This window comes from Pseudomonas sp. KK18, assembly GCF_037094675.1.
Lineage (GTDB): Bacteria > Pseudomonadota > Gammaproteobacteria > Pseudomonadales > Pseudomonadaceae > Aquipseudomonas.
On sequence record NZ_CP146605.1, the window covers coordinates 663,564 to 689,620 of the forward strand.

Annotated in this window: 25 protein-coding genes; 13 read left to right on the forward strand and 12 right to left on the reverse strand. The window is 60.9% G+C overall.

Going from position 1 to position 26,057, the window contains the following annotated elements; genetic code table 11:
- The first annotated feature begins 275 nt into the window (after positions 1-275).
- Positions 276-722: an azurin gene (gene azu, locus V6607_RS02905; protein WP_008439083.1), complete on the forward strand. Its 447-nt coding sequence runs from the start codon at positions 276-278 to the stop codon at positions 720-722.
- 232 nt (positions 723-954) lie between these two features.
- Here azu and nadE read toward each other — a convergent pair whose 3' ends face one another.
- From nadE to V6607_RS02920, 3 genes are all read right to left on the reverse strand, one after another.
- On the reverse strand, positions 955-1,782 hold the full coding sequence (gene nadE, locus V6607_RS02910) for an ammonia-dependent NAD(+) synthetase (protein ID WP_003217462.1): 828 nt from the start codon (positions 1,780-1,782) through the stop codon (positions 955-957).
- A 3-nt stretch (positions 1,783-1,785) separates the two neighbouring features.
- Positions 1,786-3,000 (reverse strand): nicotinate phosphoribosyltransferase, encoded by a 1,215-nt coding sequence (gene pncB, locus V6607_RS02915; RefSeq protein ID WP_003217456.1) that lies wholly within the window; start codon positions 2,998-3,000, stop codon positions 1,786-1,788.
- Between the two features lie 225 nt (positions 3,001-3,225).
- Complete coding sequence (locus V6607_RS02920; protein ID WP_003217454.1) at positions 3,226-4,122, reverse strand: LysR family transcriptional regulator; 897 nt, start codon at positions 4,120-4,122, stop codon at positions 3,226-3,228.
- Between the two features lie 154 nt (positions 4,123-4,276).
- Between V6607_RS02920 and V6607_RS02925 the strand changes: the two genes are divergently transcribed.
- The 9 genes from V6607_RS02925 (at position 4,277) to V6607_RS02965 (ending at position 15,423) form a co-directional block, all read left to right on the forward strand.
- Positions 4,277-5,767, forward strand: a complete 1,491-nt coding sequence (locus V6607_RS02925; protein WP_134325647.1) for an aldehyde dehydrogenase family protein — start codon at positions 4,277-4,279, stop codon at positions 5,765-5,767.
- A gap of 170 nt (positions 5,768-5,937) precedes the next feature.
- The gene (locus tag V6607_RS02930; protein ID WP_087692468.1) at positions 5,938-7,221 is read left to right on the forward strand and encodes an FAD-binding oxidoreductase; all 1,284 of its coding nucleotides are present in this window, start codon (positions 5,938-5,940) and stop codon (positions 7,219-7,221) included.
- Between the two features lie 376 nt (positions 7,222-7,597).
- On the forward strand, positions 7,598-8,734 hold the full coding sequence (locus V6607_RS02935; RefSeq protein ID WP_003217449.1) for a branched-chain amino acid ABC transporter substrate-binding protein: 1,137 nt from the start codon (positions 7,598-7,600) through the stop codon (positions 8,732-8,734).
- A 253-nt stretch (positions 8,735-8,987) separates the two neighbouring features.
- Entirely contained in the window at positions 8,988-9,902 is a 915-nt protein-coding gene (locus tag V6607_RS02940; protein WP_003217447.1) for a branched-chain amino acid ABC transporter permease, read from the forward strand.
- A gap of 2 nt (positions 9,903-9,904) precedes the next feature.
- On the forward strand, positions 9,905-11,182 hold the full coding sequence (gene livM, locus V6607_RS02945) for a high-affinity branched-chain amino acid ABC transporter permease LivM (RefSeq protein ID WP_003217445.1): 1,278 nt from the start codon (positions 9,905-9,907) through the stop codon (positions 11,180-11,182).
- On the forward strand, positions 11,179-12,054 hold the full coding sequence (locus tag V6607_RS02950; RefSeq protein ID WP_003217442.1) for an ATP-binding cassette domain-containing protein: 876 nt from the start codon (positions 11,179-11,181) through the stop codon (positions 12,052-12,054). Before livM ends, V6607_RS02950 begins: the two co-directional genes overlap by 4 nt.
- The gene (locus V6607_RS02955) at positions 12,051-12,767 is read left to right on the forward strand and encodes an ABC transporter ATP-binding protein (RefSeq protein WP_003217439.1); all 717 of its coding nucleotides are present in this window, start codon (positions 12,051-12,053) and stop codon (positions 12,765-12,767) included. Before V6607_RS02950 ends, V6607_RS02955 begins: the two co-directional genes overlap by 4 nt.
- Before the next feature lie 824 nt (positions 12,768-13,591).
- Positions 13,592-14,359: an SDR family oxidoreductase gene (locus V6607_RS02960; protein WP_003217437.1), complete on the forward strand. Its 768-nt coding sequence runs from the start codon at positions 13,592-13,594 to the stop codon at positions 14,357-14,359.
- Positions 14,360-14,517: 158 nt separating this feature from the next.
- Positions 14,518-15,423, forward strand: coding sequence for a cation diffusion facilitator family transporter (locus tag V6607_RS02965; RefSeq protein WP_102367988.1), 906 nt, complete (start codon positions 14,518-14,520; stop codon positions 15,421-15,423).
- Here V6607_RS02965 and V6607_RS02970 read toward each other — a convergent pair.
- From V6607_RS02970 to ureE, 5 genes are all read right to left on the reverse strand, one after another.
- Positions 15,395-16,525, reverse strand: coding sequence for an AGE family epimerase/isomerase (locus tag V6607_RS02970; protein ID WP_134325648.1), 1,131 nt, complete (start codon positions 16,523-16,525; stop codon positions 15,395-15,397). The genes V6607_RS02965 and V6607_RS02970 overlap by 29 nt on opposite strands.
- A gap of 182 nt (positions 16,526-16,707) precedes the next feature.
- On the reverse strand, positions 16,708-17,280 hold the full coding sequence (locus V6607_RS02975) for a HupE/UreJ family protein (protein ID WP_087692463.1): 573 nt from the start codon (positions 17,278-17,280) through the stop codon (positions 16,708-16,710).
- A gap of 24 nt (positions 17,281-17,304) precedes the next feature.
- Positions 17,305-17,919 carry an urease accessory protein UreG gene (gene ureG, locus V6607_RS02980; protein WP_003217431.1) on the reverse strand — a complete coding sequence of 205 codons (615 nt, stop codon included), beginning with the start codon at positions 17,917-17,919 and terminating at the stop codon, positions 17,305-17,307.
- Between the two features lie 23 nt (positions 17,920-17,942).
- Positions 17,943-18,617 carry an urease accessory protein UreF gene (locus V6607_RS02985; RefSeq protein WP_003217429.1) on the reverse strand — a complete coding sequence of 225 codons (675 nt, stop codon included), beginning with the start codon at positions 18,615-18,617 and terminating at the stop codon, positions 17,943-17,945.
- The gene (gene ureE / locus V6607_RS02990) at positions 18,614-19,114 is read right to left on the reverse strand and encodes an urease accessory protein UreE (protein ID WP_003217426.1); all 501 of its coding nucleotides are present in this window, start codon (positions 19,112-19,114) and stop codon (positions 18,614-18,616) included. Before ureE ends, V6607_RS02985 begins: the two co-directional genes overlap by 4 nt.
- A gap of 337 nt (positions 19,115-19,451) precedes the next feature.
- On the opposite strand from ureE, the gene V6607_RS02995 reads away from it, so the two are divergent.
- Complete coding sequence (locus tag V6607_RS02995) at positions 19,452-19,940, forward strand: C40 family peptidase (protein ID WP_003217425.1); 489 nt, start codon at positions 19,452-19,454, stop codon at positions 19,938-19,940.
- Between the two features lies 1 nt (position 19,941).
- On the opposite strand, the gene V6607_RS03000 is transcribed toward V6607_RS02995, so the two are convergent.
- Together V6607_RS03000 and V6607_RS03005 are read right to left on the reverse strand one after the other, a co-directional pair.
- Positions 19,942-20,574 (reverse strand): TetR family transcriptional regulator, encoded by a 633-nt coding sequence (locus tag V6607_RS03000; protein WP_017478372.1) that lies wholly within the window; start codon positions 20,572-20,574, stop codon positions 19,942-19,944.
- Between the two features lie 151 nt (positions 20,575-20,725).
- Entirely contained in the window at positions 20,726-21,175 is a 450-nt protein-coding gene (locus V6607_RS03005; RefSeq protein ID WP_003217421.1) for a hypothetical protein, read from the reverse strand.
- 368 nt (positions 21,176-21,543) lie between these two features.
- Here V6607_RS03005 and V6607_RS03010 point away from each other — a divergent pair, with 368 nt between their 5' ends.
- Positions 21,544-23,613 carry an AsmA family protein gene (locus V6607_RS03010; RefSeq protein WP_134325649.1) on the forward strand — a complete coding sequence of 690 codons (2,070 nt, stop codon included), beginning with the start codon at positions 21,544-21,546 and terminating at the stop codon, positions 23,611-23,613.
- A gap of 137 nt (positions 23,614-23,750) precedes the next feature.
- Here V6607_RS03010 and V6607_RS03015 read toward each other — a convergent pair whose 3' ends face one another.
- Both V6607_RS03015 and V6607_RS03020 read right to left on the reverse strand, forming a co-directional pair.
- Positions 23,751-24,281, reverse strand: coding sequence for a ferritin-like domain-containing protein (locus V6607_RS03015; protein ID WP_134325650.1), 531 nt, complete (start codon positions 24,279-24,281; stop codon positions 23,751-23,753).
- Between the two features lie 98 nt (positions 24,282-24,379).
- Entirely contained in the window at positions 24,380-25,291 is a 912-nt protein-coding gene (locus tag V6607_RS03020) for a LysR substrate-binding domain-containing protein (RefSeq protein WP_134325651.1), read from the reverse strand.
- Positions 25,292-25,415: 124 nt separating this feature from the next.
- Here V6607_RS03020 and V6607_RS03025 point away from each other — a divergent pair, with 124 nt between their 5' ends.
- Positions 25,416-26,057, forward strand: coding sequence for an NAD(P)H-dependent oxidoreductase (locus V6607_RS03025; protein ID WP_134325652.1), 642 nt, complete (start codon positions 25,416-25,418; stop codon positions 26,055-26,057).

Consider the following 26,057-nt stretch of genomic DNA (forward strand, 5'->3'; position numbering starts at 1 on the left):
ACCTCGCGTTGAGGTGTTTCGCAGGTGCCGCTGGCACCACAGGCATAGGCGGCAAGCAGGCTGCGGAACAGACTATTGAGGTGCATGGCTGGGACTCCGGATGGGTGATGGACCGATCATAGGCCGGCACCCGCACTTTGGCCGGTAGATTGTGTCGATGAGTCTGATAGCCTAAAGTTGTATACAATCTGTTGATACAGATCATATGAAGTCCTGCCTGACTCAGGCACCCTTGTCGCAATATGCGTTTTTTAAACCCTGCCCTGGAGATTCACATGTTTGCCAAACTCGTTGCTGTTTCCCTGCTGACTCTGGCTAGCGGCCAGTTGCTTGCTGCAGAGTGCAAGGTCACTGTCGACTCCACTGACCAGATGTCCTTCAACACCAAGGCCATCGAAATCGACAAGAGCTGCAAGACGTTCACCGTTGAGTTGACCCACTCCGGCAGCTTGCCGAAAAACGTCATGGGCCATAACTGGGTGCTGAGTTCCGCCGCCGACATGCCTGGCATCGCCAGCGACGGCATGGCTGCCGGCATCGACAAGAACTACCTGAAAGACGGCGACACCCGCATCATCGCCCACACCAAGATCATCGGTGCCGGCGAGAAAGACTCCGTGACCTTCGATGTGTCGAAGCTGGCGGCAGGCACTGACTACGCGTTCTTCTGCTCGTTCCCAGGCCACATCTCGATGATGAAAGGCACTGTGACCCTGAAGTAAGCAATCTTCAGGCAAAAAAAAGCGCCCTTCGGGGCGCTTTTTTTGCCTGTAGGCAGGCTGCTCTTGTGGCGAGGGAGCTTGCTCCCGCTGGGCTGCGGAGCAGCCCCAATAAGCTCACCGCGTAGCATCAGAAAAAGCAGTAAGCAGGTTTCAGGGGCCGCTTCGCGCCCCAGCGGGAGCAAGCTCCCTCGCCACAGCAAGCCCTTTTGCCAGAATGAGCCGCTACGTCAGATCAGGGTGCAAACGGCATCACCCGCTTGTGCTCGGTCTTGCGATAGGTGTCGCAGATGATCTTGAAGGCCTCCTCGCGCACCGGCTCGCCGTGCAGGAACGCGTCGATCTCGGCATAGGTCACGCCATGGGACGCTTCGTCCGGCTTGCCCGGCGACAGGTCTTCCAGGTCGGCCGTCGGGATCTTCTCTACCAGCGATTCCGGAGCACCAAAGTGCCGGGCAATCGCACGCACCTGGTTCTTCACCAGCCCGCTCAGCGGCGCCAGGTCGCAGGCGCCATCACCGAACTTGGTGAAAAAGCCCATCACCGCTTCCGCCGCATGGTCGGTACCGATCACCAAACCACCGGCCGCGCCGGCGATGGTGTACTGCGCCACCATGCGCATGCGCGCCTTGGTGTTGCCCAGCACGAAGTCCCGGGAGACTGCGGCCTTGCCTTCAAACGCCGCCACTTCGTTGGCCAGGGATTTCACCGCCGGGCCGATGTTCACTGTGTGGCGCTCGTCGGGCTCGATAAAGTCCACGGACGCCTGGGCATCGTGTTCGTCGAACTGGGTTTCGTACGGCAGGCGCACCGCGATAAAGCGGTACGCATCGTCACCCTTGGCAGCCCGCAACTCTTGCATTGCACGCTGGGCCAGCAGGCCGGCGGTCAGGGAGTCGACGCCGCCGCTGATGCCCAGCACCAACGTCTTGAGGCCTGAATTGAGCAGGCAATCCTGGATAAAGGTAACGCGCCGGGCGACCTCCGCCTCAAGGGCGGCCTGGTCCTTGAACGGTGGTTGGACCTTGAGCTGTTCAGCAATCTCGCGCTGTACGGCTTGCATGATTCACTCCTTGCTGGGTAGGGCAGGTACTTTGAAAACGTGGCGCAAATAGGCGACAAAGTTCGGATCGGTGCAGTGGGTCTTGCCCGCTTCATCGGAAATCTTCGCGACGGGCTGGCCATTACAGGCAGTCATTTTAAGCACGATGCTCATCGGTTCCACACCTGGAATATCACAGGTCAGGTTGGTGCCGATGCCGAAGCTCACATTGATCCGACCACGCAGCGCGCGGAAAATCTCCAGCGCCTTGGGCAGCGACAGGCTGTCGGAGAACACCAGGGTCTTGCTCATCGGCTCGATCCCCAGCTTGTGATAGTGGGCGATTGCCTTTTCGGCCCATTGCACCGGGTCACCGGAGTCGTGGCGCAGGCCGTCGAAGAGCTTGGCGAAGTACAGGTCGAAATCGCTGAGAAACGCATCGGTGGTGATGCAATCGGTCAGGGCGATGCCCAGCAGGCCACGGTACTCGCGCACCCAGCAGTCGAGGGCGGCGATCTGGCTGTCGATCAGACGCGGGCCGAGTTGCTGGTGGGCCATGATCCATTCGTGGGCCATGGTGCCCAGCGGCTTCATGTTCAGCTCGCGGGCCAGGTGCACGTTGCTGGTGCCGACAAAACGCCCGGGGAAGTCGTGCTTGAGCACGTTCACCACTTCTTCCTGCACGCGGTAGGAGAAGCGTCGACGCGTGCCGAAATCCGCGACCTGCAGTTCGGACAGTTCTTCGACGCTGGCGTTGGCCGTCAGCCAGTCGAACTTGCGATACAGCTGCTCGCGGGCCTGTTCGAGGATCACGCTCTGGTAGCGATAGCGGTTACGCACTTCGCTGACGATGGCCAGCATCGGCACTTCAAACAGGATCACGTGCAGCCATGGCCCGCGCAGGCGGATAAACAGCTCACCGTTTTCGATACCGGTGTGCACGTAGCGCAGGTTGAAGCGAAACAGCCCGAGGAAACGCAGGAAATCCGGCTTCATGAAGCTGATGCGTTCCAGGAAGCCCAGTTGGTCGGGGCTCAGGCTCAGCTCGGCGAGGCGCTCGATCTGGTAGCGGATCTCCGCCAGGTACGGGCGCAGGTCTTCACTGTTGCGGCAACGAAACTCCCATTCAACTTCCACGTTCGGGTAGTTGTGCAGCACCGCCTGCATCATGGTCAGCTTGTAGAAGTCGGTGTCGAGCAGGTTCTGCACGATGCGATCGGCAAACACACTCTCGCTCATAACGGGAATCTCCAGACGGGTCGGCGATGGGCGCCGACCTTTACGCACAATTAAGGAATGGCGCTAGTGGCGCATAGACCTGTGCTGTTTTGCCAGTGTTTTTTCAGCTGGGTATGGTTGTTTGGCCCCTGGCGCCTTCGCGAGCAAGCCCGCTCCCACATTTGGAACGCATTTCAAATGTGGGAGCGGGCTTGCTCGCGAAGGCGGTATTGCAGGCAACGCGCCTCAATCAGACTCAACCTGCTCCATCATCCACTTCACAAAATCCCGCACCTTGGGCACTTCCGCCGAGTGCTCGGGGTAGGCCAGGTAATAGGCATCCTGGCTCGGCATCGCATGCTGCCAGGGGATCACCAGCTTGCCTTCGGCGAGCTCTTCTTCCACCAGAAACCTGGGCAGCAGCGCCACACCGCAGCCAACCTGTGCGGCGCGAATGCACATATAAAAGGTCTCGAAGCGCGGCCCATGGTAGCTGTGCTCGGTGTGATGACCCTGGGCGGCGAACCAGTCGTGCCAGCCTTGCGGGCGCGAGGCGTTTTGCAGCAACACCAGTTCGCTCAGTTGCGTGGGATCGGTAAATGCTTGGGCGGGCAGGCTGTCGGGTGAGCACACGGGCACCAGTTCTTCGCTGAACAGCTTGAGGCTCTCGGTGCCGGGCCGTGAGCCCTGGCCAAAGTAGAAGGCCAGGTCGGCCTTGCCTTGCAGCAGCTCGTCGGGCTCCTGTTCGTTGCACAGGTCCAGGTGAATCTGCGGATGGCGCAGTCGCCAGCCCTTGAGGCGCGGCACCAGCCAGCGGGCGCCGAAGGTGTAGGGCGTGGACACCCGCAGCACTTCAGTCTCGCCGCCGTAGGAGCGCAGGTAATGGGTGGACATCTCCACCTGGGTGAGGATCTTGCGCACTTCCACCAGGTACAGATCGCCCGCCGGGGTCATCTGCAAGCGGCGGCGCACCCGGCGAAACAGCAGGTGCTGCAACAGTTCTTCCAGCTGCGCGACCTGTTTGCTGACAGCGCTCTGGGTGAGGTTCAGCTCTTCGGCGGCGCGGGTAAAACTCAGGTGGCGGGTGACCGCTTCGAAGCACTGCAGGGCGGTGATCGAGGGCAAATGTCTTTTATTCAGCACGGCACGCCTCTTTTTGTTCTTAGCATGAATAAACGGAATGATATCTCGCCTAATCGTCGTTTGTTGGCAAGTCTTGGGCCAGCTACAAATAAGGTCTGGATCGCCGCGACCGCTGGCGGCGCAAATTTCTGTTTGTAGATTGAAGGAGTGACCCATGGTTGCCGCATTGCTTGATCGTCTCGGGGTAAACCCGGCGCTGTACCAGTCGGGTAAACAACCCGTGCATTCGCCCATTGATGGCAGCCGGATTGCCAGTGTGCACTGGGAAGGCGCCGCCGAGGTGGAGCAGCAGGTCAGTCGCGCCGAGCATGCATTCGAGGCCTGGCGCAAGGTGCCGGCCCCGCGTCGTGGTGAGCTGGTGCGCCAGTTCGGCGACGTGTTGCGCGAGTACAAGGCCGACCTCGGCGAGTTGGTGTCGTGGGAAGCCGGCAAGATCACCCAGGAAGGTTTGGGTGAAGTGCAGGAAATGATCGACATCTGCGACTTCGCCGTCGGCCTGTCGCGCCAGTTGTACGGCTTGACCATCGCCTCCGAGCGTCCGGGCCACCACATGCGTGAAACCTGGCACCCGCTGGGCGTGGTTGGCGTGATCAGCGCCTTCAACTTCCCGGTCGCCGTATGGGCGTGGAACACCGCGCTGGCGCTGGTGTGCGGCAACGCAGTGATCTGGAAACCGTCGGAAAAAACCCCGCTTACCGCCCTGGCCTGCCAGGCACTGTTCGAGCGCGTACTGAAGAACTTCAGCGATGCGCCGCCGTACCTCAGCCAGGTGATCATCGGTGGCCGCGATGCCGGCGCCGCACTCGTGGATGACCCGCGTGTTGCGCTGATCAGCGCCACCGGCAGCACCCGCATGGGCCGCGAAGTAGCGCCGAAAGTCGCTGCACGTTTTGCCCGCAGCATTCTCGAACTGGGCGGCAACAACGCGATGATCCTCGGCCCAAGCGCCGACCTGGACATGGCCGTGCGCGCGATTCTGTTCAGCGCCGTCGGTACCGCCGGCCAGCGCTGCACCAGCCTGCGTCGGCTGATCGCCCATGAGTCGGTAAAAGAGGAAATCGTCACCCGCCTCAAGGCTGCGTATTCCAAAGTGCGCATCGGCCATCCGCTGGAAGGCAACCTGGTCGGCCCGCTCATCGACAAGCACAGCTTCGAAAACATGCAGGACGCCCTGGAGCAGGCCTTGAGCGAAGGCGGCCGGGTGTTTGGCGGCAAGCGCCAGTTGGAAGACACGTTCCCCAACGCTTACTACGTGTCGCCGGCCATCGTGGAAATGCCGGAGCAGAGTGATGTGGTGTGCACCGAGACGTTCGCGCCGATTCTGTATGTGGTCGGCTATACCGATTTCGCTGAAGCGCTGCGCCTGAACAATGCGGTGCCACAAGGCCTGTCTTCGTGCATCTTTACCACTGACGTGCGCGAGGCCGAGCAGTTCATGTCGGCGGTAGGCAGTGACTGCGGGATCGCCAACGTCAACATCGGCCCGAGCGGCGCGGAGATTGGTGGCGCGTTTGGCGGTGAGAAAGAGACCGGTGGCGGGCGTGAGTCGGGCTCGGATGCATGGCGCGGGTACATGCGTCGCCAGACCAATACCGTGAACTACTCGCTGGAACTGCCGCTGGCCCAGGGTATTACCTTCGACTGATACCTCAAGTCGGAGTGAGGTCAATGTGGGAGCGGGCTTGCTCGCGAAAGCGGTGTGTCAGTCAACGAATGCTTATCTGATCCACCGCTTTCGCGAGCAAGCCCGCTCCCACATTTGACCGTATTTACAATTCGGAAAAGTGGTTTGTTAGGTCTCATCGGAGTCTGGCAATGGCATTACGCGAAGCATGTTTGTGGGAACAACTCACTCCTGGCCGGCCGGATCGTGCCGCGCTCAAGGGCGAGGTAAAAGTGGATGTGTGCGTGATCGGCGCCGGCATCACCGGTTTGTCGGCAGCCATACACTTGCTGGAACAAGGAAAAAGTGTCGCCGTACTCGAGGCCCATCGCACCGGCCACGGTGGTTCGGGGCGCAACGTAGGGCTGGTCAATGCAGGGATGTGGATTCCCCCGGACGAGATCGAAGCCGGTTTTGGTACCGCGGTGGGCAGCCAGCTCAACCGCATGCTCGGCGCGGCACCGTCCCTGGTGTTCAGCCTGATCGACAAATACAACATCGACTGCCAACTGCGTCGCGAGGGCACCTTGCACATGGCGCACAACGCCCGTGGCGAGGCGGATTTGCGCAGTCGTGAGGAACAATGGAAGCGTCGTGGCGCACCGGTGGAGCTGTTGACCGGCGCTGCATGCGAACAAGCCACCGGTACCAAAAAGATCGCCGCCGCCTTGCTCGACCGGCGGGCCGGCACCTTGAACCCGATGGCCTACACCAGTGGTTTGGCCAATGCCGCCGTCGGGCTCGGCGGACAGTTGTTCGATCACTCCCCAGTCACCCAACTGGAACGCCAGGGCCAGCACTGGTCAGTGCAGACTGCCCAAGGCTCGGTGCAGGCCGAACAGGTGGTGATCGCTTCGAACGCCTACACCGAAGGCGAGTGGACCGAACTGCGCCGCAACTTCTTCCCCGGTTATTACTATCAGGTGGCGTCGGCCCCTCTGACCGACGACGCCGCCCAACAAATCCTTCCGGGCGGCCAAGGCTCCTGGGACACTCGCCAGGTACTCAGCAGCATCCGCCGCGACGCCGAAGGCCGCCTGCTGCTCGGCAGCCTGGGCAACGGCAACCAGAAACCCGCGTGGTTCCTCAAGGCCTGGGCCGATCGGGTGCAACAGCACTACTTCCCGTACCTCAAACCGGTGCAGTGGGAGTGCACCTGGACCGGCTGCATCGCGTTCACCCCGGACCACTTGATGCGCCTGTTCGAGCCGGCGCCCGGGCTGGTGGCGGTCACCGGTTATAACGGGCGCGGGGTGACGACCGGCAGTGTCGTGGGCAAAGCCTTCGCGGATTATCTGTGTCACCAGGATCCACAGGCACTGCCGATCCCCTTTGCGCCGATGCAGCCGTTGGCCGGTGTGGGCCTGCGCAGCTGTTTGTACGAGGCGGGATTCTCGCTGTATCACGCGGGCCAATGCCTGCGGATCGTGATCTGATCAACGAAATACCCCTCAGAAGCCTGCATTTTCTTAGCCGGCTACTAATCTGTATTGGTGCGAGTCGTAGCAGTAACGCACTGTAAATGTGCACTTCCGTTACGCACGCTGTTACATGTTCAAGGGTGGCCGTTTAATGGCCGGGTTGCAGCGCTTGATTGGTCGGGTTGCACTTTATAGGTCCAATGGTTGCACCTGGTTGAGGTAGACGGTTGCACGTCCAATCAAAAGGCGCCCAAAAACCTGCAATAACAATGACACCGTGTCTTTTTGAATAATAAAAACGTAATGGCACGACGCTTGCTCTGGGCTTTCTCCGAAAGTTTTTGAAGTGAAGCTGCAGTGCCAATTCAACAAAAACCTCGGAGCACCACTCATGTCCCAGACGTTTTACAAGAAAGGTTTTCTAGCCCTCGCCGTTGCTGCGGCGCTGGGTGTTTCTGCGTTTGCTCAAGCTGATGTGAAGATTGGCGTAGCGGGGCCGATGACCGGCGCCAACGCGGCATTTGGTGAGCAGTACATGAAAGGTGCCCAGGCGGCAGCCGATGTCATCAACAAGGCCGGCGGCATCAACGGCGAGCAGATCAAGCTGGTGGCCGGCGATGACGCCTGCGAACCCAAGCAGGCCGTGGCCGTGGCCAACCGCCTGGTTGACCAGGACAAAGTGATTGGCGTGGTCGGGCACTTCTGCTCGTCGAACACTATCCCAGCCTCCGAGGTGTATGCCGATGCGGGCGTGATCATGATCACCCCGGGCTCCACCAACCCGCAGGTTACCGAGCGTGGCCTGTCGGCCGTGTTCCGCATGTGTGGTCGTGACGATCAGCAAGGCATCGTGGCCGGCGACTACATCGTCGACGTGCTCAAGGGCAAGAAAGTTGCCGTTATCAACGACAAGGACACCTACGGCAAAGGCCTGGCCGACGCCACTGCGGCGCAGTTGACCAAGCGCGGCGTGAAGCCGGTGCTGGAAGAAGGCCTGACCCGTGGCGAGAAAGATTTCAGCGCCTTGGTCACCAAGATCCGCTCCACCGGTGCTGACGTCGTGTACTTCGGCGGCCTGCACCCGGAAGCCGGCCCACTGGTTCGGCAGATTCGTGAAGCCGGCCTGAAAGACGTCAAGTTCATGTCCGATGACGGCGTGGTGACCGACGAACTGGTGGCCACTGCCGGTGGTGCACAGTATGTGGATGGCGTGTACATGACCTTCGGCGCCGACCCACGCCTGCTGCCAGACAGCAAGACCGTGGTGGAAGAGTTCCGCAAAAATGGCACCGAGCCTGAAGGCTACACCCTGTACGCCTACGCCTCGATCCAGGCCCTGGCCGCCGGTTTCAATGGCGCCAAGTCCGACAAGGGCGAAGACGCAGCCAAATGGCTGAAATCCCACCCGGTCAAAACCGTCATGGGCGAGAAGAACTGGGACGCCAAGGGCGACCTGAAAATCTCCGACTATGTGGTTTACCAGTGGGACAAGGACGGCAAGTATCACCAGCTGGAAAAGCAGAAGTAATAGTTAGCGCGATGGGTTAGACGCCACTTGACCCTGTGGGAACCGGGCTTTTGTGGGAGCTGGCTTGCCTGCGATAGCGTCACCTCGGGTTGACTGACATTCCGAGGTGTCGCTATCGCGGGCAAGCCCGGCGCCCACACACGCCAGCTCCTACACGGGGACTTGGTTGCCAGCCTCTTTTGTGTCTGTCTTTTCCTCCTAGAAGATCCGCACACCCACAGGTGTGCAGGCTCTCACTGCGTGAGATTGCGTTATGGATGGTATTTTCCTGCAGCAACTGGTCAATGGGCTGACCCTCGGGTCGGTCTATGGCTTGATCGCCATCGGCTACACAATGGTCTATGGCATCATTGGCATGATCAACTTCGCCCATGGCGAGGTTTATATGATTTCCGCTTACCTCGCGGCGATCAGTCTGGCACTGCTGGCTTACTTCGGCATCGAATCCTTCCCGCTGCTCATCCTTGGCACCCTGATCTTCACCGTCGTCGTCACCGGCGTCTACGGCTGGGTCATCGAGCGTGTCGCCTACAAACCGCTGCGCAACTCCACCCGACTGGCACCGCTGATCAGCGCCATCGGTATTTCGCTGATCCTGCAGAACTACGCGCAGATCGCCCAGGGCGCCAAGCAACAAGGCATCCCGACGCTGCTGGCCGGCGCCTGGAGAGTCGATATCGGCACCGGCTTCGTGCAATTGACCTACACCAAGGTGTTCATCCTGGTGGCCGCGTTCGTCGGCATGGGCCTGCTGACCTACATCATCAAGTACACCAAGCTCGGCCGCATGTGCCGCGCTACCCAGCAAGACCGCAAGATGGCGTCGATCCTCGGTATCAACACCGACCGGGTCATCTCCTACGTATTCGTGATTGGTGCCGCCATGGCCGCGCTGGCCGGTGTGCTGATCACCCTGAACTACGGCACGTTCGACTTCTATGCCGGCTTCATCATCGGCATCAAGGCATTTACCGCAGCGGTACTCGGCGGCATCGGCTCCCTGCCTGGGGCCATGCTGGGCGGGATCATCCTGGGTATTTCCGAGTCGCTGTTCTCGGGGTTGATCAACTCTGACTACAAAGACGTGTTCAGTTTCTCCCTGCTGGTGGTGATCCTGATTTTCCGTCCCCAGGGCCTGCTCGGTCGCCCACTCGTGGCGAAGGTATAACTATGTCTGCTGCCTACTCTATCGATATCAAGAAAAGTGTCGTCGATGCGGTACTCGCCGGGCTGATTTCGCTGATCGTGTTCGGTCCGATCGTCGGCGTGGTCCTCGACGGCTACAGCTTCAACCTGCAACCGGCGCGTGTCGGCATCCTGGTGGCCATCGTGATGGTCGGCCGGTTCGCCATGAGCCTGTTCCTGCAAACCCCAAGGGGCCTGCGGATTCTGCAAGGGTTTGAAAGCACCGGCTCCGGTGTGCATGTGCTCAAGCCGGACTACAAGTCGCGCCTGCGCTGGATCATCCCGGCGTTGATCGTGATTGCCATCGTATTCCCGTTCTTTGCCAACAAATACCTGCTGACCGTGGTGATCCTCGGGTTGATCTACGTGTTGCTGGGCCTGGGCCTGAACATCGTGGTCGGCCTGGCCGGGCTGCTCGACCTGGGTTACGTGGCGTTCTATGCCATCGGCGCCTATGGCCTGGCGCTGGGTTACCAGTACCTCGGCCTGGGCTTCTGGTCGGTGCTGCCGCTGGCGGCGATTTGTGCGGCGCTGGCGGGGTGCATACTCGGGTTTCCGGTGCTGCGAATGCACGGCGATTACCTGGCGATCGTGACCCTGGGCTTCGGTGAAATCATCCGCCTGGTGCTGAATAACTGGCTGTCGTTTACCGGTGGCCCGAACGGCATGCCGGTGCCGTCGCCAACGTTTTTCGGCCTGGAGTTCGTGCGCAAGGCGAAGGATGGCGGGGTGCCGTTCCACGAGTTCTTCGGCATCGACTACAACCCCAACATCAAATTCCTGTTCATCTACATCGTGCTGTTCCTGGTGGTGCTGCTGGTGCTGTACATCAAGCACCGCCTGACCCGCATGCCGGTGGGCCGCGCGTGGGAAGCCTTGCGCGAAGACGAAATCGCCTGCCGTTCCATGGGCCTCAACCACGTGCTGGTGAAGCTCTCGGCGTTCACCATCGGCGCGTCCACTGCCGGTCTGGCCGGGGTGTTTTTCGCCAGCTACCAGGGCTTCGTCAACCCGTCGTCGTTCACCTTCTTCGAGTCGGCGCTGATCCTCGCCATCGTGGTATTGGGCGGCATGGGCTCGACCGTCGGCGTGGTGATTGCCGCGTTCGTGCTGACGGTGGCGCCGGAGCTGCTGCGCAGCTTCTCCGAGTACCGCGTGCTGCTCTTCGGCGTGTTGATGGTGGTGATGATGATCTGGCGACCACGAGGCCTGATTCGTATCAGCCGTACCGGTGTCGTCCCGCGTAAAGGAGTGGCGCCATGAGCAAGGAAGTCGTTCTTTCCGTGGAACACCTGATGATGCACTTTGGTGGCATCAAGGCCTTGAGCGACGTAAGTCTCAAGGTCAAGCGCAACTCGATCTTCGCCCTTATCGGTCCCAACGGTGCCGGCAAGACCACCGTGTTCAACTGCCTGACCGGTTTCTACAAAGCCTCCGGCGGCAAGATCGAACTCAATGTGCGCGGCAAGCAGACCAACGTGATCCAACTGCTGGGCGAGCGCTTCAAGGCCACCGACTTTGTCTCGCCGAAAAGCTTCGTCAGCCGGGTGTTCTACAAGATGTTCGGCGGCACTCACCTGGTGAACCGGGCGGGTTTGGCGCGCACCTTCCAGAACATTCGCCTGTTCAAGGAAATGTCGGTGGTGGAGAACCTGCTGGTGGCCCAGCACATGTGGGTCAACCGCAACATGCTCGCGGGCATCCTCAATACCAAGGGCTACCGCAAGGCTGAAAGCGACGCCCTCGACCATGCGTTCTACTGGCTGGAAGTGGTGGACCTGGTGGACTGCGCCAACCGCCTGGCCGGCGAGCTGTCCTACGGCCAGCAGCGCCGCCTGGAAATCGCCCGTGCCATGTGCACCCGGCCGCAGATTATTTGCCTCGACGAACCGGCCGCCGGCCTCAACCCCCAGGAAACCGAAGCCCTCAGCGCGATGATTCGCCTGCTGCGGGACGAGCACGACCTGACGGTGGTGCTGATCGAACACGACATGGGCATGGTGATGAGTATTTCCGACCACATCGTGGTGCTGGACCACGGCAACGTGATTGCCGAGGGCGGGCCGGAAGCGATCCGCAATGATCCGAAGGTGATCGCGGCTTATCTGGGCGCTGACGAAGAGGAACTGGTATGAGTGAGCCAATCCTCGAACTGAAAGACCTGGACGTGTTCTACGGCCCGATCCAGGCCCTGAAGAAAGTTTCGCTGCACATCAACGAAGGCGAAACCGTGAGCCTGATCGGCTCCAACGGCGCGGGTAAATCCACGCTGCTGATGTCGATCTTTGGCCAGCCACGGGCCGAGTCCGGGCAGATCATCTACCGCGGCGTCGACATTACCCACAAGTCGTCCCACTACATCGCCTCCAACGGCATTGCGCAGTCGCCGGAAGGGCGGCGGGTGTTCCCCGACATGACCGTCGAGGAAAACCTGCTGATGGGTACCATCCCGATTGGCGACAAGTTCGCCACCGAAGATATGCAGCGCATGTTCGAGCTGTTCCCGCGTCTCAAGGAGCGGCGCAACCAGCGGGCGATGACCATGTCCGGTGGTGAACAGCAGATGCTTGCCATCGCCCGCGCACTGATGAGCCGGCCCAAGCTGTTGCTGCTGGACGAGCCGAGCCTGGGGCTGGCGCCGATCGTGGTGAAGCAGATCTTTTCCACGCTGCGCGAGCTGGCGTCTACCGGCATGACCATCTTCCTGGTGGAGCAGAACGCCAACCATGCGTTGCGCTTGTCGGACCGGGCGTACGTGATGGTCAACGGCGAGATTCGCCTTACCGGCACCGGCAAGGAGCTGCTGGTAAATGAGGAGGTGCGTAACGCCTACCTCGGCGGGCATTAAGTCGTTCGCAGGTCCAATGTGGGAGCGGGCTTGTGTGGGAGCGGGCTTGCTCGCGAAGACGGTGGGTCAGTCACATGTGCATTGACTGATACGCCGCTTTCGCGAGCAAGCCCGCTCCCACACAAAGCCCGCTCCCACATTTTTTTGCGTCGCCTGCAGGCTTTCCTGAAATTGTGGACAACAAATCCGGGCACCTGCCAAAGCGCGACATATAGCCGCCGCAAATCCCTGTTTTGTCACAGTTTTGACTTGTCCCCAAGCACTGTGGAACCGGCTGTGGGTAACGTGGGAGTAGCTGGCTGGAGGCCTTTGTTTTCGTGGCTTGCAGCGTGGTGGTTGTTTATTGATCAGTGAGTTTTTCGTGACCACCCGAGGGGTTTGTCAACCTGTTTAAAGACACAGGTATATGACCGGAATATGTCACTACGGCCTGTGGATAAGTCTGTGACTAAACTCTGGAAAGAGTGCCGCAGAGGCCGGAATGACTGGCCTGGAGCCATCGTCCTGGTTGCACCGTTTTGAACCGGGCTACATACGGGCTGCGCAAGGTCAAGCAAAAAACTTTTTGAATCGCGCTGAAAGCCTTGTGTAGCGCGGCTTTCAGCTTTTGTACTTGCCCCCAAAGACTGTGGACGGGGCTGTGGATAAGGTGCGCGCACATGGCTGCACGCCACGGCCTGTATGGCTTTCGGGCGATTGGTTGAATTTCGTACAGCATGAGCGGCATTCACCTGTGTCCACAGCGTGTATCAGTTGCCGCCAGCCCGGTAGCCGGGCATTCTGCTGGCTGATTTTTTACCTCGTAGCCCCGCAAGGAGAACACCATGTCCAATACGCTGTTTATTACTGGCGCGACCTCCGGTTTTGGCGAAGCCTGTGCCCGCCGTTTTGCCGAAGCCGGCTGGAAACTGGTGCTCACCGGCCGCCGCGCAGAGCGCTTGAACGCCCTGTGCGCCGAGCTTTCCAAGCAGACCGAAGTGCTCGGCCTGGTGGTGGACGTGCGTGACCGCAAGGCCATGGAAGAGGCGATCGCCAACCTGCCGCCGTCCTTTGCCACGCTGCGCGGGCTGATCAACAACGCCGGCCTGGCGGTGGGCACCGACCCTGCGCCGAAGTGCAGCCTCGACGATTGGGAAACCATGGTCGACACCAACATCAAGGGCCTGCTGACCACCACCAGCCTGCTGTTGCCGCGCTTGATCGCCCACGGCCGTGGCGCCGGCATCATCAACCTCGGTTCCATTGCCGGCAGCTACCCGTACCCGGGCAGCCACGTGTATGGCGGCACCAAGGCCTTCGTCAAACAGTTCTCGCTGAACCTGCGTTGCGACCTGCAGGGCACCGGCGTGCGCGTGACCAACATCGAGCCGGGCCTGTGTGAGAGTGAGTTCTCGCTGGTGCGCTTTGCCGGTGACCAGGCGCGTTATGACGCGACTTATGCCGGTGCCGAGCCGATCCAGCCGCAGGACATTGCGGATACGATCTTCTGGGTGCTTAACACCCCGGCACACGTGAACATCAACCGCCTGGAGCTGATGCCAGTGAGCCAGACCTGGGCCGGGTTTGCGATTGAGCGCGGCGCCAAGGCCTAAGTTCGTCGAGCTGTTGTGGCGAGGGAGCAAGCTCCCTCGCCACAGGGTTTTGTCAGGCTTGAATATGCGGTAAATCGGCCAAAACAGGACATAAGGTACACTCCACCCCTGAAAACCCCGCCGCGCTGTGCGGTTCAAAGGTTTTGACAGGAGGATATGTGAGTAACCGAGGTGAGCAGTCGCTGCTCAAACAATCGACCATCCTGATGTTCGCCGTGGCGATCGCCGGGATTGTCACGGGGGTGGTGTCGGGCGCCCAATCGATTTTATTCGACGGCTTTTTCTCGCTGATCGCCACCGCCATCAAGGTGCTGATGCTGATCACGGCCAAGCTGATCGCCAAGAAAAGCAACGAACGTTTCCAGTTCGGCTACTGGCACCTGGAACCCATGGTGCTGCTGATCGAGGGCAGTTTCCTGCTGTTGATCGCCATCTACGCGTTTCTCAACGGCGTGTTCGGCATTATCAATGGCGGGCGCGATATCGAGTTGGGTCTGGTGATCATCTATGCGGCGGTGTTTACCGTCGTCGAGTTCGCCTATTTCTTCTACGTGCGTTACCGCAATCGCACGCTCAAGTCGTCGCTGATCCAGTTCGACAACATCAGCTGGCTGGTGGACGCGATGCTGTCGGTGGGGCTGCTGGTGAGCTTCCTGGCGGCGCTGTTGCTCAAGTCCCAGGGCTATGGGCAGTGGGCGGTGTATGTGGACCCGTTGATCCTGATCCTGCTGGCGTTGAGCATGCTGGCGCCGGCCTTCAAGATCCTGCGCCCGGCGCTACGCGACGTGTTGGGGATTGTGCCGGACCAACTGGACGGAAAAGTGCGCGAAGTGATGGAGGCGGCCCAGGCCAGGCATGGTTTCGATGATTACGTGTCCTACGTGCAGAAGCACGGGCGGGCGCGGTTTATCGAGATTCATGTGGTGCTGCCGGCGGATTACCCGGTGGATAACGTCGCCACCCTGGATGGGCTGCGCGAAGAAATATCCACAGGGTTGGGCAAGCCGGATGCGGCCCGCTGGCTGACGATCAGTTTTACCGGGGACCGCAAATGGATTGCGTAAGGCCCAGGTAGCACGTCGCCAAGTGGTAAGGCGTGGTCGACGGCATATCCCGCCGGCTCACGTGCCCCTTGGCATCCAGGCATTCATTCCAGCCTTTGTCGTGCAGGAAGCGCTGCTGCAACGCCAGCAATTGGCGGTGCAGCACGGCTTCACTGTTGGGCCGCAAGGTCAGCGCCCGCAGGTATTCGGCCTGGGCCCAGATACGCTGGGTGCCGTCGCGTACGCTGCCGTCCAGGGCCAGCATGCCGCTGACCGCACCGGTAGCGTTATCCACACCCTTTTGCTCGGCATAGGTGAACGCTTTGTTCAGCGATGTGTGCAGCGGTGTGCCCCGCAGCAAATCCGAAGATTCCAGCAGGAAAAACCATTCGAACTGATGCCCCGGTTCAAACCAGTTATCCACAGCACCCAGCGGTTTTTCCATCATCACCCCGTGTTGGCGGTCGATGAAGCGCTTTTGCATGGCGTTGGCCAAGTCCAGCAATGCGTCCTGGGTGACGGCGTCTTCACGCACGGCCAGCGTGGCGAGGAAGCCTTCGGCCAGGTGCATCAACGGGTTTTGCAGAGGGCCGGACTTGAGGGATGACCAGTTACGTTCCAGCACCGCTTCGTACAGGCCGTCGCCGGTGGCGAAGCGTTCGGCGACCACTTCCAGGGCGGCATCGAGCACCGACTCCACCAGCGATTCACGCACCTTGGCCCAATAGTGGGCGCAGGCGAAGATGATGAAGGCGTGGGTGTAGAGGTCCTTGCGCTTATCCAGCGGCTTGCCGTGGGCGTCGATGCTGTAGAACCAGCCGCCGTGCTCGGCGTCGTGGAAGTGCCGTTGCAGGGAACGGAACAACGCGGCGGCGCGCTCCTCGGCAAAGGCTGCGCCGGGCTCGCCGATCAGGCTGGCAAACAGGTACAACTGCCGTGCGCAGGCCATGGCGCGATAGCGTTGCGGGGGCAAAGGCCGATGATCGGCGTCCAGGGCCTCATAGGGCAGCGCCAGGTCGGCATTCCAGCCCGGGCCTTGCCAGAGCGGCACGATCAGGTCGTGGAAGTGCGTCAACACGGCGGTCAATTGAGGCTTGGGGGCGGAGCTTGGAGCGATGGGCATCGGCTGGCGTCGTCACGGCAGGGGTGTTTGCGCGACATGGTATCAGGCTTGGGATCGGTGTTGTCTTTACTGCCGCCTTCGCGAGCAAGCCCGCTCCCACATTCGATCGAGTTCCATTGTTGGAATGCCGTCGACTGTGGGAGCGGGCTTGCTCGCGAAGAGGCCCTCAGGAGCACCGAAAATCAGGCAGCGAGCAACCAAACCCCGGTCGCCGCCGAAGCCGCACCCGCCACCCGCACCAACGGCGCAGCCGCCGCCGGCAGGAAACGCACCACGGCATAACCGGCAGCATGCAAAACCGCCGTCGCACCCACAAACCCTATGGCATACGCCCACGGGCTGGACATGTCCGGCAGCTCCAAACCATGGGCCACGCCATGGAACAGTGCAAACAGCGCCGTCGCCGCCACCGCCACGAACAACGGCGGCCGCACCGCCAGCGCTACCGCCAGGCCCAGCGCCAGCACCGACGCGGCAATCCCGCTTTCCAGCGCCGGCAGTTCCAGCCCTTCAAAGCCCAGCATCCCGCCGATCAGCATGGTGCCGACAAACGTGCACGGCAGCGCCCAGCGCGCCGAGCCTTTTTGTTGAGCGGCCCACAGGCCCACGGCGACCATTGCCAGCAAGTGGTCGATGCCGCCCAGCGGGTGGCTGATACCGGCCACTAGGCCGTTGTCGCCATGGCCGGGGTGGGCGAAGGCGAGGGCGGGGGTGAGCAGCAAGGCTGCGGCAGCGAGAAGTGTATTGAGGCGCATGGACAGGCTCCTTGTGGGGGTTGATCAGGCTGCGGTCAGCAAGCCCTGGCGTTCGATGAAGGCGACGATTTCTTCCAGGCCGACGCCGGTTTTCTGATTGCTGAAGACGAAAGGTTTACCGCCGCGCATGCGCTGGGTATCGCTGTTCATCAGCTCCAGGGATGCGCCTACCAGCGGCGCCAGGTCGATCTTGTTGATCACCAGCAGGTCGGATTTGCAGATTCCCGGCCCGCCTTTGCGCGGCAGCTTGTCGCCGGCCGACACATCGATCACGTAGATGGTCAGGTCTGACAGTTCCGGGCTGAAGGTGGCCGACAGGTTGTCGCCGCCGGATTCCACCAGGATCAGGTCCAGGCCGGGAAAGCGACGGTTCAACTGGTCTACTGCTTCGAGGTTGATGGAGGCGTCTTCGCGAATGGCGGTGTGGGGGCAGCCGCCGGTTTCCACACCGATGATGCGCTCGGGCGCCAGGGCCTGGTTGCGCACCAGGAAGTCGGCGTCTTCGCGGGTGTAGATATCGTTGGTGACCACCGCCAGGTTGTAGCGATCACGCAGGGCCAGGCACAGGGCCAGGGTCAGGGCGGTCTTGCCGGAGCCGACCGGGCCGCCGATGCCGACGCGCAGGGGTTGGGTGTTCATGTGATTCTCCAAGATAAAGTGCCCTAGGAACGGAACAGGCGGCTGTACTGGCGCTCATGGGCCATGCACGCCAGGGACAGGCCAAACGCGGCGCTGCCGTAGTGATTGGGGTCAAGCTGGCTGGCGTCCTGCTGGGCTTGTTGCAGCAGCGGCAGCAGTTCGCTGGTCAGGCGCTGGGCGGCTTGTTGGCCCAGAGGCAGCGTCTTCATCAGCACCGCCAATTGGTTTTCCAGCCAACTCCACAACCAGGCGGCCAGGGCGTCATCCGGGCTGATCTGCCAGGCGCGGGCGGCCAGGGCCCAGCCCAGGGCCAGGTGCGGTTCGGAACGCTGTGCCAGGAACTCTCGGGCGGCGTCATCCAGCTCCGGTAAACCGTTCAATAGCTGGTGCAGGGAATAGCCCATCTGCCGGCTTTCCTGATACAGCTCGCGGGTTTCACGGCTGGCGCGGTGTTCCTCGCACAACTGCGCGAGGCGTGGCCAGTCCTGTTCGGCGGCGGCCTGGCAGTGGGCGAGCAGCAGCGGCGCTTCGAAGCGCGCCAGGTTGAGCAACAGTTGATCGCTGATCCAGCGCCCGGCACTTGCCGGGTCGGTCACGCGGGCTTGCTCCACGGCCATTTCCAGGCCCTGGGAATAGCTGTAGCCACCAATCGGCAGCTGCGGACTGGCCAGACGCAACAGCGCCCAGGCTGGGTTCATAGGCGTACGCCGAACTGGTGCAGCTTGGGCGGGTAGTTGAAGTCTTCGTCGCCATGGCGGGAGTGGTGGTGGCCGCCGCCATAGGCGCCGTGTTCCGGCTGGAAGGGGGCCTCGATGGTCTCGGTCGTCGCGCCCAACTGATCGAGCATGGCCTTGAGCACGTAGTCATCGAGCAGGCGCAGCCAACCATCACCCACTTGCAGGGCCACGTGGCGGTTGCCCAGGTGATAGGCGGCGCGGGTCAGTTCAAAGGCACTGCCGCAAGTGACGTGCAGCAGTTGTTCAGGCCGGGCGCACACGCGTACGACACGTCCGTCTTCAGCCTGTAGGAATTCGCCATCGTGCAGCGGCGGTTGGCCGCGCTCCAGAAACAGGCCGACGTCTTCTCCGTCGGCACTGAAACAGCGCAGGCGGCTTTTGCTGCGGGCTTCGAAATTCAGCAGCAACTCTGCGGCCCAGACGGGTTGGGGGGCGATTCGGCGGTGGATCACCAGCATCAGAAAGCTTCCAGCTATGAGCGATAAGCAAGCTAGAGCAAGGGTCTTGCCAACCACGCGGGGAGTAGGAATTCCCTGTAGGCAGGCGACTTGTGCCACCTGATGGCGCAGGAAATTATTCCAAAATGTTTCATTTTGGTGCGTGGTTGGATTTATAGCACCGGATCCGGGCGCTCGGCGTTGAATTCCATTGCTTGGTGCATGAAATTTCTTTCATCTTTTATGAGTTTTGATTGCTTGGGACTTTTCCTACGCACTTGCAGGATTTGCCGTGCGTTGCGTTACGCGCTGTTTCATTAGGATTCCGCTCCGTATTTAATCTTCAGCGGTTTCCACCATGTACAAGTCATTTTTCTGTTTACTCATTGTCAGTTTGTCGCTCGCCATTTCATCTGCTTCGGCCAACCTTCAGCGTGCCCCGGCATTCGCGCCGCCACCTACTATCGACAACGTGATCGACCGCGCCCACGAGCTGTTGGGCACGCCCTATAAATTGGGCGGCGCTTCGGTGAAGCAGGGCTTCGATTGCAGCAGCTTCCTGGTGTACCTGTTCAAGACCGAAGCCAACATTCATCTGCCTCGCACCACCTCGGCGATGCACCGCTCAACCGCGGCCACGGTCAAGCGCAATGCGTTGCAACCAGGTGATGCGGTGTTTTTCAGGGGCAATGGGCGCGGCCAGGTCAGCCACGTTGGTCTCTATATAGGAGAGGGCAAGTTCATCCACTCGCCACGCACGGGCAAAAGCGTGCGCATCGACTCACTGGCCAACAGCTATTGGAACCGGAACTACACCACCGCCAAGCGTTTTCACACCGTGCGCTGAGTTATTCGGTGCTGCCCAGGCCTTGCCAATGCTTGAGGCCGATAAAGATGAAACGCAGCTGCTGGGTGATCTTGGCTTGTGGCGTGAGGTGCGCAGGCAGCGCTTCGGCGGGCGGGTCGATAATGTCGGGCAGGGTGGCGAACACGCTCTTGACGATCAGGTCGGCCATTACGTGCAAGCCGTCGGCATCCAGGTGCTGGAGCTTGGGCATCAGGGTCAGGTCGGCGGCGAGGTCGCTGGTGATGTCTTCACGCAGGGCACCAATGGCTTGGCGAACGGCGAGGCTGCCACCGTATTGCTCGCGGGCCAGGAACAGGAATTGCGAACGGTTGGCGGCGACCACATCCAGGAAAATCCGCACGGAGGCATCGATGATGCCGCCCATCACGAATTCGTTGTGGCGCACCAGGCGAATCGTCGCGCGAAAGGTCTGGCCGACTTCGCTGACCAATACCAGGCCCAGCTGATCCATATCGGCAAAGTGACGGTAGAAACCGGTGGGCACGATGCCGGCGGTCTTGGCCACTTCACGCAGGCTGAGGCTGCCGAACCCACGGCCACACTCCATCAGATGGCGGGCTGCGTCCATCAGGGCGAGTCGGGTCTGTTGCTTCTGTTCGGCGCGGGGCAGCATTGGCAGGCGGGCTTTGTGGACAAGGACAGCGACGCACTCTAGCAAATCAGCTTTGCCAGCGTCGAACTTCAAAAGGGAGAAGGGCGTTGCGGTTCACACAAAGTCAAAGCCCGATCGGCTGATCGGGCTTTTTTCCAGGGCCAGCACGGGCTTAGCTCTGTGCTTGATGCAGTTCTGCCAGACGGTCAGCACCGCCTTCCACTACGCCGTCAGCATAAGCGCGTTTGTTGGCGCGGCTCGAACCATCTTCAACCAGGCCTTTCTGTTCCAGACGATCACGACCACCTTCGGCAACAGCGTTGCGTTCCATCAGGCGATCAGCGCCACCTTCAACCAGGCCTTTCTGTTCCAGACGATCACGGCCACCTTCAGCAACGCCTTCGGTGTAAGCACGTTTGTTGGCTTGTTCCGAACCGTTTTCAGTGATGCTGCCGTTGTAGTCGGTGTTGTTCTTGTCCGAAGCGCCGCTGCGAGCCAGGGTTTGGCTGAAGTGGGAAGCGTCGGCTTTCACTTGTGGGGTTGCCTGTTCAGCAGCTGGCAGGGCAAATGCGCTGGTGGCCAGGAGGGAAAGTGCAAAGCTTGCGAGTATTTGGCGTTTCATGATGGGTTGCTCCTTGGGAGGGCGATAAATTGGGTACAGGGCTAATGCTACTCTTGATAAGTCGATATAAAAGTTCATAAACACAATGGTAATAATCAACAGAATTGATTGTTCCCTGCGAAGGCTCTATCTCGCAGGTCTCAAGCCCGCGCTTTTGCACCGAGGTGGGTATTTTCGACACGAACGTGGGTAACAACGGTGCGTCGTTGATGATTGAAACTGTCTGGTTGGTCAGGAAAGGTGGTTTTTATGAGGATTTCATCAATGGGGTTAAACCCCCGCGCCGTTTGTCAGTCGTAGCCATATAAGCTGTAGTCAAAACGCGCGCCGCAAAGCGCCCGCTCAGTCGTAACCTGGAGTCCTGTGCAATGACGCGCACTCGTAAAATTCTCGCCTGGAGCTGCGCCAGCTTCGTTTTGTTAATCGCCATTGTGGTGTTGGTCCTGGTGTTCTTTGACTGGAACCGGATCAAGCCGCCCCTCAACGCCAAGGTCTCCGAAGAGCTGCATCGACCGTTTGCCATCAATGGCAACCTAGCAGTGGTGTGGCAGCGCGAGCCCGATGAAGGTGGCTGGCGCGCCTGGATTCCGTGGCCCCATGTGATTGCCGAAGACCTGACCCTGGGCAATCCCGACTGGTCGAAAGCCCCGCAGATGGTCACCCTCAAGCGCGTGGAGTTGCGTATCTCGCCCCTGGCGTTGCTGGCCCAGCGCGTGGTGATCCCGCGTATCGACCTCACCGAACCGAGTGCGCAGTTGCAGCGCCTGGCCGATGGCCGCGCCAACTGGACCTTCAAGTTCGACCCCAAGGACCCGAATGCCGAACCGTCCAACTGGGTGGTGGACATCGGCGCCATCGGCTTCGACAAAGGCCATGTGACCCTCGACGACCAGACTCTCAAGACCCAGCTCGACGTCGTGATCGACCTGCTCGGCAAGCCGATCCCCTTCGGCGAGATCGTCGGCGATGCCGACGCCAGGAAAGCCCTGGAAAAAGGCTCGGCGCCGCAGGATTACGCGTTCGGCCTCAAGGTCAAGGGCCAATACCACGGCCAGAAACTCGATGGCACCGGCAAGATCGGTGGCCTGCTGGCCTTGCAGGACGCGGCCAAGCCGTTCCCGCTGCAAGCCCAGGCCAGGATCGGCGACACCAACATCGCGCTGGCCGGCACCCTGACCGACCCGATGAACCTCGGCGCCCTCGACCTGCGCCTCAAACTCTCCGGCAGCAGCCTGGGCAACCTGTACCCCCTGACCGGCGTGACCCTGCCGGATTCGCCGGCCTATTCCACCGACGGCCACCTGATCGCCAAGCTGCATGAGGCCAGTGGCGCGTCGTTCCAGTATGAAAACTTCAACGGCAAGATCGGCAACAGCGACATCCACGGCAACCTCGGCTACGTCGCCAGCCAGCCGCGGCCCAAGCTCACCGGGGCGCTGGTCTCCAACCAGCTGTTGATGACCGACCTGGCGCCGCTGATCGGCGCCGACTCCAACGCCAAGCAAAAAGCCCGTGGCGGCGAAAGCAAGCAGCCGGCGACCAAGGTGCTGCCAGTGGAAGAGTTCCGCACCGAGCGCTGGCGCGACATGGATGCCGACGTCGAATTCACCGGCAAACGCATCGTCCACAGTGCCGAATTGCCGTTCACCGATCTCTACACTCACTTGGTGCTGAACGACGGGCAGTTGAGCCTGGAGCCCCTGCGTTTCGGTGTGGCCGGTGGCAAGCTCGACGCGCAGATTCGTCTCAACGGGCGCACCACGCCGATGGAAGGCCAGGCCAGACTCACCGCGCGCAACTTCAAGCTCAAGCAGCTGTTCCCGACCTTCGAGCCGATGAAAACCAGCTTCGGTGAGCTCAACGGCGACGCGGACATTTCCGGGCGCGGCAACTCCGTCGCGGCATTGCTTGGCACGTCGAATGGCGATCTGAAGATGTTGATCAACGACGGCGCCATCAGCCGCGGACTGATGGAAATCGCCGGGCTCAACGTCGGCAACTACGTGGTCGGCCGCCTGTTTGGCGACAAGGAAGTGAAGATCAACTGTGCGGCCGCAGACTTCGGCATCAAGTCGGGCCTGGCGACGACTCGCCTGTTTGTGTTCGATACCGAGAACGCGATCATCTACATCGATGGCACCGCGAACATGGCCAGCGAGCAGCTTGACCTGACCATTACCCCGGAGTCCAAAGGCTTCCGCCTGTTTTCCCTGCGCTCGCCGTTGTACGTCAACGGGCCGTTTATCAAACCGAATGCTGGGGTGAAGGCGGTGCCGCTGATGCTGCGTGGTGCGGGCATGGTTGCCTTGGGTGTGATTGCCGGCCCGGCGGCGGGCTTGCTGGCGCTGGTGGCACCGAGCGGCGATGAGCCGAACCAGTGTGCGCCGCTGCTGCAACAGATGAAGGAAGGCAAGGCACCTAAAACAGTGAAAGGCTAGCTGACAAAACCGTGAACCAAATGTGGGAGCGGGCTTGCTCGCGAAGGCGGTGGATCAGTCAAGAATGTTCCGACTGACCCACCGCCTTCGCGAGCAAGCCCGCTCCCACATGGGTTTTGCGGTGTTAGCTGTGTTAGTTACAGGTCCTTCAGAATATCCGCCATGTCGTCGGCGTGTTCTTCTTCCTGGGCCAGGATGTCTTCGAAGATCCGGCGAGTGGTCGGGTCTTTGTCACCGATGTACTGGATGATTTCGCGATAGCTGTCTACCGCGATGCGCTCGGCCACCAGGTCTTCGTAGACCATCTCCTTCAGCGTATTGCCGGCCACGTACTGCGCGTGGGAATTCTTCGACAGCAAGTCGGGGTTGAACTCCGGCTCGCCACCCAACTGCACGATACGCTCGGCCAACTTGTCGGCGTGTTCGGCTTCCTGGGTGGCGTGCTCGAGGAACTCCTCGGCGGCGACATGCGCCTTGACGCCATTGGCCATGAAGTAGTGGCGCTTGTAGCGCAGCACGCACACCAGCTCGGTGGCCAGCGATTCGTTGAGCAGACGCAGGATTTCCTGGCGGTCGGCGTCATAACCTTCGGTCACGGCACCGTTTTCGACGTTCTTGCGGGCGCGGTCACGTAAAGTGGTTACGTCAGACAAATGTGAGTCAGTCATCTCATTCTCCTGGTACTAATCCGGTTTTGCGCCACGCTCTGCCGGCGTGATCGCTCCAAGTTGTGAGTCCCAGGCAACGCAAAAAGTTTTATCGGATTTTACAGAGCGTGCCCCGACAGCCGCGCTTCCTCCTGCAACCACTCAAAAAACGCCCGGACCGGCGGGTGCCGTTCCCGTCCCGGTACGCACAGGGCGCTGTAGCCGGCGCCGTTGACGCGGACCTGTGCCCGGTAAGGCACCAGCAACCCGCTGGCGACGCTTTCCGAGACCAGGATATTGCTCGCCAGCACCAGGCCCTGGCCGGCGATGGCCGCTTGTAGGGCGTAGTGTTCTTCGTCGTATTCGCGCAGCGGCGAAGCGGATTGCAACCAGTCTTCCCCGGCCTTTTCGCACCAGGCCTGCCAGCCCAGGGCGTACAGCCTGGAGTTGTGCCAGCGCACACTGATCAGGGTCGGGGTGCGCTCGCGCGCCAGGGCGACTTGTTCGGGGGAGCCATACACGGCGAAACATTCGTCGAACAGGCACAAACCGTAGAGGTTCGTGTAGTCGTCGATGCTGTAGCGGATCACCAGGTCGACGCTGGCATCCTGCTGTAAATCGACCACGGCGCAGTTGGTGTCCAGGCGCAGGCTGATATCCGGATGGGCGGCATAGAAGCGCCCGAGTCGCGGCACCAGCCACAGAGCGGCAAACGCCGGCGTAGTGGAGAGCGTGAGATTGCCGGCGCTGCGCTGCGGGCGCAGGGTGTCGACGCTTTGCGCGACGTCCAGCAGCGCGCCGTGCAGGCTGTGGAACAGGCGCTCGCCGCGTTCCGTCAGGCGCACCTGGCGCGGCAGGCGCTCGAACAGCGGTACGCCGAGCCAGGTTTCCAGGGAGCGAATCTGATGGGACACCGCCGTCGGCGTGACCGACAACTCCTGGGCGGCGGCCTTGAAGCTCAACAGGCGCGAGGCCGATTCAAAGGCGCGCAGGGCGGTCAGGGGCAGCGAGGCAAACATGTGTGGCTCCATGGATGAATTCAGTTCATCCAAAACAACTATTGCTCATTTGTGAGGGTGGCCGCTCGGCTCTAGATTTATGCGCAACAGAGGCAGCCATTCAGGTTGCCTGAGTCTAGCGTGTGAAGGCCTACAGATGAAAAAAATGATTGCGATCCATTCCAGCCCCCGCGGCGAACGTTCCCACTCCCGGCGCCTTGCCGAGGTGTTCCTGGCCGCCTGGCACACCGCCAATCCCTACGCGCAGCTGACCCGCCGCGAAGTGGGCCGGGCGTCGATTCCCCACGTCAGCGAAGCCTTTATTGCCGCCAGTTTTCACCCCGAGCCGCAGTCTATGCCCTTGTCCATGCACGCTGATTTGCAACTGAGCAACGAACTGGTGGCCGAGCTAGTCGAGCACGATTTGCTGGTGATTTCCGTGCCGATGTACAACTTCGGGATTCCCAGCAGCCTCAAGGCCTGGATCGACCAGATCGTGCGCATGGGCCATACCGTGGATATCACCCAGGACAGCCAGGGCATCGCCCAGTACCAGCCGTTATTGTTGGGCAAAAAGGCCTTGATCATCACCAGTCGCGGCGGCAGCGGCTTTGGCCCGGGCGGGGAAAACGAGGCGATGAACCACGCCGATCCGCACCTGCGGACCGCGTTGGGGTTCATCGGCATTGAAGATGTCACGGTGATCGCCGCAGAAGGCGAGGAGTCCGACCCGAGCGTTTTCCGCCGTTCCTGCGATGCAGTCGAAGGGCAACTGCGCGACCTGGCCGGGAGCTTCTGA